Below are 12,817 nucleotides of genomic sequence, written 5' to 3' on the forward strand. Positions count from 1 at the left end.
TCAAAGCTTCCTGGTTACTGCATTCTATTGTTTGGTTTAAAGAACCGGCTTGGGTTGTCCAGATTGGTGCAGTGGTATCCTGAATCGTAATCACCTGTGTGAAAGTTTCAGAAATATTGCCACAGTCGTCTTTAACTGTCCAGGTATTGGTATAAGTTCCGGCATTTCCGCATCCTTCAGAGGCTGTAAACTGACCGCTTACTTTAGTAATGTTGCTCACATTTGTATCACAAGCATCAGAAGCAATAGGGAATAAGGCCTGCGCCGAAGTCAAAGCTTGCTGATTACTGCATTCGATTGTTTGGTTTAAAGAACCGGCTTGGGTTGTCCAAGCAGGAGCGGTATTATCTTGAATTGTAATTACCTGATTGAAAACAGTTGAAGTATTGTTACAGATATCTTTTGCAGTCCAGGTATTGGTATAAGTTCCGGAATTTGCACAAGATCCTGCTGAAAAAACTCCGCTCACTTTAGTATAAGTTACGGTTCCGCCGCAGTTATCAGAAGCAGCCGGTGCTTGATTCTGCGCTGTAGTTAATCCCGCCGTGTCACTGCACTGTAAAGTCACATCCAATGAATTTGCTTGGGTTGTCCATGCAGGAGCGGTATTATCAACAATATTTATGGTTTGGCTTACCGGAAGAGAGCTGTTGTTACAAGCATCTTTTGCTGTCCATGTTCTGGTTATAGAATAGGTGCCTGCACAAGAACCTTGCGTAGTCTGGTCAACATACGTTAAAGAAGTAACGATGCCACTATTATCTGTAGCTGTTGCTTCAGCAAATACAGGAACGGCAGGACAATTAATAATGCTTGGTTCTGGCAGCGGATTAACAATTGGTTTAACAGAATCTCCTCCAGATACCACTACAGTCAATTGTTTGGTACAATTATTAGTGTCTTTTACAGTGACTGTATAGCTTCCAGGATTAACTCCAGCCAAATTTTTGGTAGTAGCTCCATTATTCCATAAGTATGTGTAGCCGGGAGTTCCGCCAGTAACAGTTAGAGTTATGTTTGAAGTTCCGCCACTGCAACTGACCGCGGTATGGGTTTCGCTCAACATCAATTCTGCTGGCGAAACTATGGGAAGAATGTAGGTGTTAGTGAGATTTTGAGCATCTTTAACAGTTAATTTCGCTGTATTATTAGCAGTGGTATAAGTATAAGTCGGATTGGGTGAAGTAGAATCTGGCGTACCTCCGTCATTATTAAAATCCCATGAATAAGTATAAGGCGTTTTACCTCCATTTGTAGTCGATGTAAAATTAACAGTTGTACTTGTGCCAACAGTGCAGGCTTTGTACGTAAATTGTACAGCTAGAGGTTTAGATATTGTAAATGTATTGGTAAAATCACATTGCGAATTACTATAAGATCCACAAGTATAATTTGGTCCTGGGTCACTATTGCTGCTCGTTCTCCAGCCAATAATGGTGTTGGAAAGGGTAAGTTCATCACCACAAGTCCAATTGAACGGACCATAGATTAGCTTTTTATTGCTTCCAGGAACGATCTCTCCTAATAAGACATTCAAAAAAGTACCAGTTCCATTAATTATTAAATCGGTATTTAACCTTGCATAATAAATGCTGGAATTAGAATTCGAACTATAATTAAGATAAATATAAACCGGCTGTACCTGTCCAACGGTACAGGTTGAGTTGGTTATAGGCTCTCCGTTTACTCCAGACAGGCTTAGATATACATCGGTAAGTGTGTAATTGTTTGATTTGCAATTATAACCGCAAGTTCTAAGGTCTACTTGTGAAAAAGATGAATGAATGTTGAATATTAAAAACAGCATTATAAACGCATGTTTAACATTAATATTCGTTAAATAAGTAATGTTTTTCATAATCTCTAATTTTTAATTTTTAGTCATTTTATTTGGAGATTGAATTATAATCCGTTTTACTGATTATAAAATGGTTAGGTTGTTTTAAATAAAAATTATAGAATTTGTCTGTAGAAAATTTTAAAGTGATTTTTTTAAGATTTTAGGTTAATTTTTAGTGAAATTCTCAAGAAGATGGAAAATCTTTCTATTTGATTTAATTTAATTTAATTTAATGGGACAAATAGGGTCGTAATCACATCGTGCGCTCTAAAAGAAAAATGACTTACAATTTGAACACTTTTTAGGACCTTTGAAGTGTGCTTTTAAATTCTTATAAATCATTTATCTGTTTTGTGATATGTTTAAATTTTTAACAGAATCAAAGTTATATTAGAGTTTTTCTAATTAAATTTTTTTATCTGTAACTAACCTAAAAACTCGTTGAAGTGCTCTTTTTTTGTCAAAAATTGACTCAAAAAAATATATTTTTGACTGATTTGCCCAAAAATTATTATCGAATTTTCTTCTTTTTTGATGAAAATGAGGTGATTTACTTTTGTTTAAATATCTAATAATCAGATATTTAGTTAATTTTTTACAGATATAGGAAATATCGACCAAGTGCTGATTATTATAGATGAACTACATAAAATTGATGATTCTCATTTCGTAATTTTTGAAAATTGTTAACGTTTTGAGAATTGCCTATTCCTGTTAAATTTTTGATATAATGTTAACGGAAATAAAAAAAAAGAAACGTTTACAATTTCTTTTGTAAATTAGAACTTAATTAAAATTTGAATCTCTTTTTGAGGTCTTTAAACGAAATACTTATGAAAAATTTAATTTTAATACGTCATGCCAAATCAAGCTGGGAAGCTCCATTAAAAGATTTTGACCGACCATTGATGAAAAGAGGGATTCTAGACGCGCATGAAGTTTCATTAAATATCTCAAAATATCTTCCTAAAACCTATATTATATGGAGCAGTCCGGCAGCACGTGCTTCAGAAACAGCTCTCATATTTGCACAAAATATTTCATATCCCCTCGAAAGTATCGTTTTCAGAGACGATCTTTATACTTTTGATGAGAAACAACTAGAAAAAGTTATCAAATCGTGTGATAATAGTTTTGAAAGCGTTATTCTTTTCGGACATAACGAGGCTATTACAAATTTTGTTAATAAATTTGGAGATGTTTTTATAGATAATGTTCCTACTTCGGGCTTTGTATCATTGCAATTTGATTCTGAAAGCTGGGACAGCATCGATAAGGGCAAAACACATAAAACTATTTTCCCCAAAGACCTAAAATAATTACCGTGTACGAACAGAAATATATCGATAGAGAAAAAAGCTGGCTGGCGTTTAATGCAAGAGTACTTCAAGAAGCAGGAGACAATACAGTGCCACTTTTAGACCGACTGCGTTTTGTTGGAATTTTTTCAAACAATTTAGACGAATTTTTTAGGGTTCGGTACGCCGCCATTCGTCGATTAAGCCTTTCTGGAATTTCTGGTGAAAAATATTTAGGCGGTGTTTCAGCGCCTCAGTTAATTAAAGATATTACCGAAATTGTAATTCAACAGCAATCTGAAAGTTTGCGTATTTTAGGAAATATAGAAGCAGAACTCGAAGCCGAAAATATTTTTATTATAAACGAGACACAAATCACTCCTAAGCAGGAATGTTTTTTAAAAGATTTTTATACACAAAAATTAAGTCCAGAGCTCGTAACCATCATTTTGAATGATTTGGCTGTTTTTCCAATTCTAAAAGATACGTTAGGATATCTGGCTGTTCGTTTAGAATTAGAAAACGAAGAAGTTCGTTATGCATTAATTGAAATTCCAAAAAACATCAACAGATTTGTTGTTCTTCCGTCTGATGATGAAAAACAATACGTTATTTTAATCGATGACGTCATCCGATTTAAACTTAAAAACATCTTTAATATTTTTAATTACAAAAGTGTTTCGGCACACATGATTAAAATTACCAGAGATGCACAATTAGATATTGATAGTGATTTGAGCAAAAGTATGCTCGAAAAAATTGCCTCTTCAGTAAAAGACCGACGAATTGGAGAACCTGTTCGTTTTATTTATGATAGTCTGATTGAAGATGACACACTTCATTTCTTTTTAGATAAAATGAAGATTGTCGAAACCGACAGTATCATACCAGGAGGAAGGTATCACAATCGACGCGATTATATGGCTTTTCCTAATTTAGGGCGATATGATTTGTTATACAAACCAAACGAACCGCTTCCGGTTCCGGGTTTAAGTCTTGAAGGAAGTATATTAGAGAAAATCTCCAAAAAAGATTATTTGGTGCATGCGCCGTATCAGTCGTTTTCTTATTTGACTAAGTTTTTGCGTGAGGCAGCCTTAGATCCAAAAGTAACAAGTATAAAAATCACGTTGTATCGCCTCGCTAAGAACTCGCAGGTGATTAGTTCGCTGATTAATGCCGCAAAAAATGGGAAACGCGTTGTGGTTCAGATCGAACTTCAGGCACGTTTTGACGAAGCTTCGAATATTTCTTATGCAGAACAAATGCAAACGGAAGGGATCGAACTTATTTTCGGAATCAAAGGATTGAAGGTACACAGTAAAATCTGTGTAATAGAAAGAACGGAAGAAGGGAAAAATCGTCGTTACGGTTTTATTTCAACAGGAAACTTTAACGAATCGACAGCCAAAATTTATACCGATGTAACACTTTTAACCTGTCATCAGGGGATTTTAAAGGACACTTCGAAGATATTTGAATTTTTTGATATCAATTATAGAGTACACCGTTACAAACATTTAATTGTATCGCCTCATTATACCAGAACAAAGTTTATAAAGCTTATCGATCGTGAAATTCTTCATGCTTTAGCAGGTAGAAAAACACACATAAAGCTTAAAATGAATAGTTTATCAGATTTTAAAATGATCGATAAATTATATGAAGCCAGCAATGCAGGTGTAAAAATACAGCTTCAGGTAAGAGGAATCTGTTCGTTGATTCCGGGCATTCCTGGAATGAGCGAAAATATCGAAGCCATTAGTATCGTCGATAATTATCTGGAACACACCAGAGTTTATATTTTTGGAAATGCAGGTTTAACCGAAGTTTACATTTCATCTGCCGATTTCATGACCAGAAATCTTGACTTAAGGGTTGAGGTAACATGCCCGATATACGATCTTGAAATCAAAAAAGAATTGATTGATAATTTTAACATTGCATGGAAAGGAAACGTAAAAGTACGTTATCATTCTTATAAATTAGATAATAAATATAAGCCTAGAAATCATCATGCCCCATTTAGAGCACAGCTTGAAACCTATAAATATTATCAAAAGAAAATTGAGGTAATCGAACAGGTTGCATCGCCGGCGAATTAATTAAAAAACATTAAAAAAAAATCATAAGTGAGCATGATTAATATCAAAAAATTAGCAGCAATAGATATCGGATCAAATGCCATGAGGCTCCTGATATCGAATGTTGTAGAACAAGACGGAAAAGAATCGCAGTTTAATAAAAGTTCCCTTGTTCGCGTGCCGATCCGTTTAGGTCAAGATGCCTTTACGGTAGGTGAAATTTCAGAAGAAAATATCGATCGAATGGTAGATGCCATGAAAGCATTCAACCTTTTGATGAAAGTACATAAAGTAGAGCGTTATATGGCGTTTGCTACATCGGCAATGCGTGAAGCATACAATGCCAAAGAAGTTGTGGCTTTGATTAAGAAAAAAGCCGACATCAAAATTGAGATTATCGATGGTAAAAAAGAAGCGGCGATTATCGCTTCTACAGATCTGCATCATTTATTGAAATCGGACGAAACCTATCTTTTTGTTGACGTGGGCGGCGGGAGTACAGAATTTACTCTTTTCTCTGACGGAAAATTAATTAATTCAAGATCGTTTAAAGCTGGAACCGTACGTTTGTTAAACAATATGGTTCACGATGTAGTTTGGGATGAAATCGAAAAATGGATTAAAACGAATACAAAAGATTACGAAGAAGTTACCCTGATTGGTTCTGGTGGAAACATCAACAAATTGTTTAAAATGTCTGGAAAACAACAGGAAAAACCGCTTTCGTATATTTACATCAATTCGCAATATGCTTTTTTAAATTCATTGACGTACGAACAGAGAATCGCCGAGTTAGGTTTAAACTCTGACCGTGCTGACGTAATTATACATGCGACACGCATTTATCTAAATGCCATGAAATGGAGCGGCGCACGCCAGATTTACGTTCCAAAAATCGGACTTTCTGATGGTATCGTAAAAGCTATGTATTACGGAAAAATTTAATTTTTTTTATTTGCCGCTAATTAGTGTAATTAGCGGCAAAACTTTATATAATGAAATCAGTTTTTCAATCCATTCAAAAACTCTCTGCAGAAGAATTGTCTCTTTTAGATGATTTAATCACTTTTCGGACTTTGAAAAAAGGAGAAGTTTTGTTGGATGAAAATCAAATCTGCAACGAAATTGTTTTTATAAAAAAAGGAATTCTGCGTTCTTTTTTTGTCAATCATAAAGGAGATGAGATCACGAATTGTTTTGCCTTTGAAAATGAATTGATGGCCTCCTTCGCCAGCTTTATTCAAGAAGAAAAAGCCGAAGAAAGTATTCAGGCTCTGACCGATACAGAATTACAGATTTTAGATCGTAAAGGACTCGAAAAACTCTATAGATCAAGTTCTAATTGGCAGGAAACAGGAAGAAAGTTAACCGAAATAGAATTTGTAAACCTTCATAAAAGAATGGTTTCGTTTCAGAAATTATCAGGTACCCAGCGCTACGAAGAATTGTATCAGAATCATCGAAAATATGTAGAATTGATTCCGCTCCAATATTTAGCTTCTTATTTAGGAATCACCCCAAGACATTTAAGCCGAATCAGAAAAGCTGTTATTTAGTTTTTTGATTTTTTGTTTCCGCAGAATTCTAGCAGATGTCAATAAAAATCATTCTAATCCTTTACTCTGTGGTAAAATAAGATCAAATTTTGTAAATCTGCTTTATCTGCAAAATCTGCGAGAAAATATAATTTTAGTTTCACGCAGATGTAAAGAGATTTTAGCAGATCCTGGATAAAAAACATTCTAATCCTTTAATCTGTGGCAGAATAAGATCCAATGCTCCAAATCTGCTTTATCTGCAAAATCTGCGAGAGAATATAATTTTAGTTTCACGCAGATGTAAAAGAGATTTGAGCAGATTTTAAATGAAAAACATTCTCATATTTAATCTGTGGTTAAATAAGATCAAATATTGTAAATCTGCTTTATCTGCAAAATCTGCGAGAAAATATAATTTTAGTTTCACGCAGATGTAAAGAGATTTTAGCAGATTTTAAATAAAAAACATTCTAATCCTTTAATCTGTGGTAGAATAAGATCAAATATTGTAAATCTGCTTTATCTGCAAAATCTGCGAGAGAAATTTAATTTTAGTTTCACGCAGATGTAAAAGAGATTTGAGCAGATGTCAATAAAAATCATTCTAATCCTTAACTCTGTGGTAAAATAAGAGAAATTTAATTTTAGGACATTTGTCTAGTAAAAGAAAAACCGCAAAAAGTATTTTTGAAAAAACTTCAATATGAAAAAAATACTCATTATAAACGGACATCCCAATCCCTCAAGTTTTAATTTTGCGATAGCAGAAGCCTACAGAAAAGGAGCATTGGATTCAAAAGCAGAAGTAGAAACAATTACAATTGCGGATTTAAATTTTAATCCAAACTTAAAAGTTGGTTATCAAAAACGAACAGAGTTAGAGCCCGATTTAATTCAGGCGTGGGAGAAAATTCAAAAATCCGATCATTTGGTTTGGATCCATCCTGTTTGGTGGGGCGGACTTCCTGCAATTACAAAAGGTTTTGTAGATCGACTATTTTTACCCGGAATGGCATTTCAATATCGTGAAAACTCGGTTTGGTGGGATAAATTATTAAAAGGAAAAACCGCTCATATCATCACAACGTTAGATCAGCCGGGCTGGTACTACAGATTGTTTTATGGAAGACCCAGTGTCAATCAGTTAAAGAAATCAACTCTTGAATTTTGCGGTGTAAAACCCGTAAAAGTCAGTTATATCGGAATCATAAAAACTGCCGACGAAAATCAGAGAAAAAAATGGCTCGAAAAAGTCTATAATTTTGGCTTTAGGAATACATAAAAGCTGCCAAAAAAATCTTAAAAAAAAAGAAAATTAATCCTTCAGATCCAGTCCAAATATCGAACGTAAAAGTTCAATGTTTGGATTGATTTCTACGAAACGATTGTAACGGTCTTGATTGTTGTACGATCTTTTGGTCTCTACTTTTTCGTTTACGATAACTTCTATTGTAATATCGTGATTGTGTAAATGACCTTTTAAATGACCCAATAAACCGTTCATCATGCTTTCAAATTCTAGCTTAGAACCTTCGTTTGGAAGCTCATAAGTAATATGAGTGCCGTTTAAGACAGGATCGGTGATCAATAAGATCGACTCCATAATTTTGAAACCTTTTTGACCTAAGCGCTCCGCATATTTGTTCCAGTGAAGACGCATATCTGTTTCGTTAAATTCTTCGGTAGGTAAAACAGAAGAAGGCTTAACATACGATTTAGTGCTTTGCTCTAATTCTTTTTTCTTACGGATACTTGCCAAAGAGAAGGCCGAAACTTTAGGCGTATTATCTGTTGCTGCTTTTGGAGTTTCCGGAGTTTGAACCTTAGGAGTTTCTACAGTATTTGCAGTATTTGCAACGCTCGGATTTACAGTGCCATTGTCATTTTGACTGGTATTGACATTGGTGTTTTCTGCCGAATTTGGAGTTTGGGATTTAGGATTTGAATCTTTAGTTATTACTTCAACAATAGAAAAGCTTCCGTTTTTGTAATAAGTGGGCGGAATTATGAATTGCTCAGCTTTTTTTTTTCTCCATCAAAATTGATAGAGGCTAACTGCATCAAACATAATTCAACCAAAAGACGTTGATTCTGGCTCAGTTTATATTTTAAATCACAATCGTTGGCAATGTCAATTCCTTTCAATAAAAATTCCTGAGAACATTTTTGAGACTGCACGCCATACATTTGCTGGGCCTGTTCGCCAACTTCTAATAAAGCAATTGTAGCAGGCGTTTTGCTTACCAATAAATCCCTAAAGTGCGATGCCAGACCTGCAATAAAATGATGTCCGTCAAAACCTTTTGCTAAGATGTCATTGTAAGCCAGTAATAAATCTGGAATTTTATTTTCAAGAATTAAATCCGTAACGGTGATGTACGTTTCGTAATCTAAAACGTTTAAATTTTCGGTTACTGCCTGACGTGTTAAATTGGTGCCGCAATAGGAAACCACACGGTCAAAAATAGACAAAGCATCACGCATTGCACCATCTGCTTTTTGAGCAATAATGTGCAAGGCATCGTCTTCAAAATTGATTCCCTGACTTTCAGCAACGTCAGCCAAATGTTCTTTAGCATCTTTTACCGTAATTCTTTTGAAATCAAAAATCTGACAGCGTGATAAAATCGTTGGAAGGATTTTATGTTTTTCTGTTGTTGCTAAAATAAAAATAGCATGTTTTGGCGGTTCTTCTAATGTTTTAAGAAAAGCATTAAAAGCGGCCGAAGACAACATATGAACCTCGTCAATAATATATACTTTGTATTGTCCGGTTTGCGGCGGGATTCGAACCTGATCGATAAGGCTTCGAATGTCATCAACCGAGTTGTTGGAAGCAGCATCTAACTCAAAAACGTTAAACGCAAAATCTTCGGTAGGATCATCATATCCAGGCTGATTAATTTTACGAGCCAAAATACGCGCGCAGGTCGTTTTACCAACACCACGAGGTCCTGTAAACAAAAGAGCAGATGCCAAGTGATTGGTTTCGATAGCATTTAACAAAGTGTTGGTAATGGCTTTTTGTCCCACAACATCTTTAAATGTCTGCGGACGGTATTTACGAGCCGATACTACAAATTGTTCCATATTCTCTTTTATTCGATAGCAAATATATGACTTTTGTTTCGTTGTTTAAAACCGATTTTACTTATTTGGCGAAATTCTTTTTCTTCAAAATTACAAACAGTAAACTCAGAAATAATAGGATGTTGACAATCAAAGAAATGATGATGTATTTGCTGTAAGATTCTACTTTTGACTCGGTTTTTTCTTTTTCTGATTTTTGATTTTCTAAAGTTTTATAGATTCTTAATTGCTCCAATTGATAAATCCAATCTTGTAAATTTCGATTTTCAGAACTCAGGTTCCAGACATAAAAAGTCAATGATTTTATTTGATCCTCGATCTTCTGAGAAATATGAATCTCGGGCGGAGAAGGCATGGAGTCACTTCCATAAGGTTTAAACCCTGTACTTGGAGAACAGCCGCTCAACTTAATAGTTTTATCATCGTTGAAACTGGCATAAACAATCCAAAGCTGTTTTATTGATGGAATAATAGAACAATTACCAGAGTATTTTTGTGTAATGAATTGAGAATTGTACTTTCCTTTAAAGAGTTCTATGATTTTAAATGTATAGGTTCTTTTTATTGAATCGACTTTTATTACTTCTCCATAAAATACAATTTCATATTTTAATCCTGTTTCTACCATGTTTTCTCGGTCAATTGGCTTGCAATCGCAGGAAAAAGAATAATTATAAAAACATAAAAGCAGTAAAAGGAAAAAGTATTTTAGTTTCATAAGCTGGTTTTTTATACAATAATAATCTTTTTTTAGAATGATTACCAACTAATAAAATAATAGTATTTTTAGCATAAATTTGAATCGAATGGAAATTTTTCATCCTTTCAAAAAAAGAACAAAAACAATTGGAGTAGAGAGACTTTTTAATTCATCAATTAACAAAATAATAAAAAAATATGAACGCCAAACAAATTGTGAGATTAAGTAATATTATCGGGATAACGTCTATACTATTATTGGTTTATTGGGTATTTACTTTTATTGTGATTCAGGTTTTTGGATTAAAAGTGTTTAAAGAAAACATTACAGAGAGCTTTTACTTGAGTATTCTCGGAATTCTTGCTCTTATGGTGGGTTCGTTGATAATTAATTTAATGTTTAATTTGACTAGAATTGCAGAGAAACAAAATCAGGATATTGTCAATCAAAAATCAAATAGAAGAAAGTTCATTACTTTTCTTTTAATTTTTCCTCTGATTCTAATAATTCTTTTTGGGGGCAATTACCTGACTTCTGCTAAAAAAGAAAACATGTTAATTGATTCTGCAAAATCAATTTTAGAATCTAATAAATCAAATAGCAATAAACTTTTGAATTATACTTTTTCTAATGCATACATTAAGGAAACAGCAGAAACGTTAAAAGTATTATCAGAAACAGATAAAAACTTTCCGAGTGTCACGCTAATTGTTAAAGATTCAATCAAAGGTTCGCCGGTCTTTCTAGGTTTTAATCAATATTATAATGAGAATTTAAATGTAAAAGACACTATACAGCTCGAAAAAGTAGATTATATACACCAAACTACAAAAGAAGAAAGAATTTATTTAAATGAAGTTTTTGATAAAAACAGCGAAGAACTGAGATACAGCTCTCATAACGGAAATTATGAATTATTCTATCCGTATAAAAAGAATGGAAAAACGATCATAATCTATTTTTCTGAACAGCAGCGCTACGGGAAAATTGGCAGTTAAAAAATCTCTTAACCTTTAGTTTACTAGACCAAATATTTATGATAAAGAAATTGCTCTTAACCGCTTTCATTCTGATCGCAATTTTCATCGTGTTTATTATAGCTGTCATTTTTTATTTTGGAGGAGGACCTTCACTTTTATATTTATTTTAAATGAATTAGTCTCCAAAATATTTTGAGCGAATGCTAATAACATGTGCTGGTATGATTATAAAACACATATTAATAGTGTTTTAAAAGATAAAAACATTGAATAGTAACTAAAATAATTTATTGTATGAATATGAAAAAAATCTTTCTTTTAATTTTTATCTGCTTCATTTCTTTAAAATTTCAAGCCCAAACTGCTCAAGATTCTGCAGCGATTAAACGCGTGGCATTGGCATATATAGAAGCGCAGCATACACCAAATCCGAAATTGATGGAAAGCGCGCTGCATCCTAGAATGGTAAAAAGATCGGTTTTTAGAAACAAAACCGCACAAAAGGATTTTGTTTCAGAGTTTTTTGCCGAAAACATGATTATTCTTGCCGAAACGTATAATATAAAAGGCGATAAGTTTCCTAAAAATCCGCGAAAAGAAGTCAAATTACTCGATGTTTCTGCAAAGACAGCATCGGTAAAATTATTAGCAGACGCGTGGATCGATTATATGCACATTGTTAAAATCAACGGCGAATGGAAAATCATAAACGTGCTTTGGCAGTACAACGATGTATCCCAGCATGAATAAAAATTGTATCTCAACCAATTTCTGAGTTTTAGAAATTATTGTATTATGAAAAACTCTTCATTACAAATATCAGAATTCAAAGAAAGCGATAGAAAAGCGCTGCAAGAACTATTTTTAAAAGTTCGCAAAGAAACTTTTGTATGGAAAGATCAGACTAGTTTCCATTTGGAAGATTTTGATAAAGAAACCCAAGGCGAATATATTTTGACTGCTTTTTTTGAGAACAGACCCATCGGATTTATCTCAGTTTGGGTGCCCAATAAATTTATTCACCATTTGTATATTGATTCAGAATTTCAGAAACGCGGTATCGGGAAATCGCTTTTAGAAGCCATTGTAAATGAAATAGGCTATCCGTTACGATTAAAATGCCTCGAGAAAAATACACTTGCAATCTCATTTTATAAAAAACTGGGATTTACCGAAAAAGAAAAAGGAGGCTTTGGAAATGATTCTTATATTTTATTTCAATTGAATACCACATCAGAATAGTAAATAAAAACTTTCATAAATATAGTAATTGTAAGAATAATTGCA

12 protein-coding genes are annotated in these 12,817 nt (G+C 33.6%); 8 read left to right on the top strand and 4 right to left on the bottom strand.

Features of this window, described 5'->3' with window-relative positions; genetic code table 11:
- Positions 1-1,858, bottom strand: a 1,858-nt coding sequence (locus tag C4F50_RS24495; RefSeq protein WP_194141269.1) for a SprB repeat-containing protein, incomplete at its 3' end; no start/stop codon positions are given.
- An 815-nt stretch (positions 1,859-2,673) separates the two neighbouring features.
- Here C4F50_RS24495 and C4F50_RS24500 point away from each other — a divergent pair.
- From C4F50_RS24500 to C4F50_RS24520, 5 genes are all read left to right on the top strand, one after another.
- The gene (locus tag C4F50_RS24500) at positions 2,674-3,159 is read left to right on the top strand and encodes a SixA phosphatase family protein (RefSeq protein ID WP_194141270.1); all 486 of its coding nucleotides are present in this window, start codon (positions 2,674-2,676) and stop codon (positions 3,157-3,159) included.
- A gap of 5 nt (positions 3,160-3,164) precedes the next feature.
- Positions 3,165-5,243 carry a polyphosphate kinase 1 gene (ppk1, locus tag C4F50_RS24505; RefSeq protein WP_194141271.1) on the top strand — a complete coding sequence of 693 codons (2,079 nt, stop codon included), beginning with the start codon at positions 3,165-3,167 and terminating at the stop codon, positions 5,241-5,243.
- Between the two features lie 33 nt (positions 5,244-5,276).
- On the top strand, positions 5,277-6,167 hold the full coding sequence (locus C4F50_RS24510) for a Ppx/GppA phosphatase family protein (protein ID WP_194141272.1): 891 nt from the start codon (positions 5,277-5,279) through the stop codon (positions 6,165-6,167).
- Between the two features lie 50 nt (positions 6,168-6,217).
- Positions 6,218-6,778, top strand: a complete 561-nt coding sequence (locus C4F50_RS24515; RefSeq protein ID WP_194141273.1) for a Crp/Fnr family transcriptional regulator — start codon at positions 6,218-6,220, stop codon at positions 6,776-6,778.
- 685 nt (positions 6,779-7,463) lie between these two features.
- Positions 7,464-8,042: an NAD(P)H-dependent oxidoreductase gene (locus tag C4F50_RS24520; protein WP_194141274.1), complete on the top strand. Its 579-nt coding sequence runs from the start codon at positions 7,464-7,466 to the stop codon at positions 8,040-8,042.
- Positions 8,043-8,075: 33 nt separating this feature from the next.
- On the opposite strand, the gene C4F50_RS24525 is transcribed toward C4F50_RS24520, so the two are convergent.
- From C4F50_RS24525 to C4F50_RS24535, 3 genes are all read right to left on the bottom strand, one after another.
- Positions 8,076-8,519, bottom strand: a complete 444-nt coding sequence (locus C4F50_RS24525; protein ID WP_228012135.1) for a DNA polymerase III subunit gamma/tau — start codon at positions 8,517-8,519, stop codon at positions 8,076-8,078.
- Between the two features lie 245 nt (positions 8,520-8,764).
- A complete protein-coding gene (gene dnaX, locus C4F50_RS24530; protein WP_194141275.1) occupies positions 8,765-9,850 on the bottom strand; it encodes a DNA polymerase III subunit gamma/tau in 1,086 nt (361 codons plus the stop codon).
- A 61-nt stretch (positions 9,851-9,911) separates the two neighbouring features.
- Positions 9,912-10,568: a hypothetical protein gene (locus C4F50_RS24535; protein ID WP_194141276.1), complete on the bottom strand. Its 657-nt coding sequence runs from the start codon at positions 10,566-10,568 to the stop codon at positions 9,912-9,914.
- Positions 10,569-10,747: 179 nt separating this feature from the next.
- On the opposite strand from C4F50_RS24535, the gene C4F50_RS24540 reads away from it, so the two are divergent.
- The 3 genes from C4F50_RS24540 to C4F50_RS24550 all read left to right on the top strand — a co-directional run bounded on the left by C4F50_RS24540 (position 10,748) and on the right by C4F50_RS24550 (position 12,772).
- On the top strand, positions 10,748-11,548 hold the full coding sequence (locus tag C4F50_RS24540) for a peptidase (protein ID WP_194141277.1): 801 nt from the start codon (positions 10,748-10,750) through the stop codon (positions 11,546-11,548).
- Between the two features lie 276 nt (positions 11,549-11,824).
- The gene (locus C4F50_RS24545) at positions 11,825-12,280 is read left to right on the top strand and encodes a nuclear transport factor 2 family protein (RefSeq protein WP_194141278.1); all 456 of its coding nucleotides are present in this window, start codon (positions 11,825-11,827) and stop codon (positions 12,278-12,280) included.
- A 45-nt stretch (positions 12,281-12,325) separates the two neighbouring features.
- Complete coding sequence (locus C4F50_RS24550) at positions 12,326-12,772, top strand: GNAT family N-acetyltransferase (protein WP_194141279.1); 447 nt, start codon at positions 12,326-12,328, stop codon at positions 12,770-12,772.
- Positions 12,773-12,817 lie beyond the last annotated feature (45 nt).

The organism is Flavobacterium hungaricum (assembly GCF_015182285.1).
Lineage (GTDB): Bacteria > Bacteroidota > Bacteroidia > Flavobacteriales > Flavobacteriaceae > Flavobacterium > Flavobacterium hungaricum.

What these genes read in the sequence shown, in the direction of transcription:
- C4F50_RS24500 (WP_194141270.1), top strand. Translation starts at nt 2,674, where the DNA reads ATGAAAAATTTAATTTTAATACGTCATGCCAAATCAAGCTGGGAAGCT.
- C4F50_RS24510 (WP_194141272.1), top strand. Translation starts at nt 5,277, where the DNA reads ATGATTAATATCAAAAAATTAGCAGCAATAGATATCGGATCAAATGCC.
- C4F50_RS24515 (WP_194141273.1), top strand. Translation starts at nt 6,218, where the DNA reads ATGAAATCAGTTTTTCAATCCATTCAAAAACTCTCTGCAGAAGAATTG.
- C4F50_RS24520 (WP_194141274.1), top strand. Translation starts at nt 7,464, where the DNA reads ATGAAAAAAATACTCATTATAAACGGACATCCCAATCCCTCAAGTTTT.
- dnaX (WP_194141275.1), bottom strand. Translation starts at nt 9,850, where the DNA reads ATGGAACAATTTGTAGTATCGGCTCGTAAATACCGTCCGCAGACATTT.
- C4F50_RS24535 (WP_194141276.1), bottom strand. Translation starts at nt 10,568, where the DNA reads ATGAAACTAAAATACTTTTTCCTTTTACTGCTTTTATGTTTTTATAAT.
- C4F50_RS24540 (WP_194141277.1), top strand. Translation starts at nt 10,748, where the DNA reads ATGAACGCCAAACAAATTGTGAGATTAAGTAATATTATCGGGATAACG.
- C4F50_RS24545 (WP_194141278.1), top strand. Translation starts at nt 11,825, where the DNA reads ATGAATATGAAAAAAATCTTTCTTTTAATTTTTATCTGCTTCATTTCT.
- C4F50_RS24550 (WP_194141279.1), top strand. Translation starts at nt 12,326, where the DNA reads ATGAAAAACTCTTCATTACAAATATCAGAATTCAAAGAAAGCGATAGA.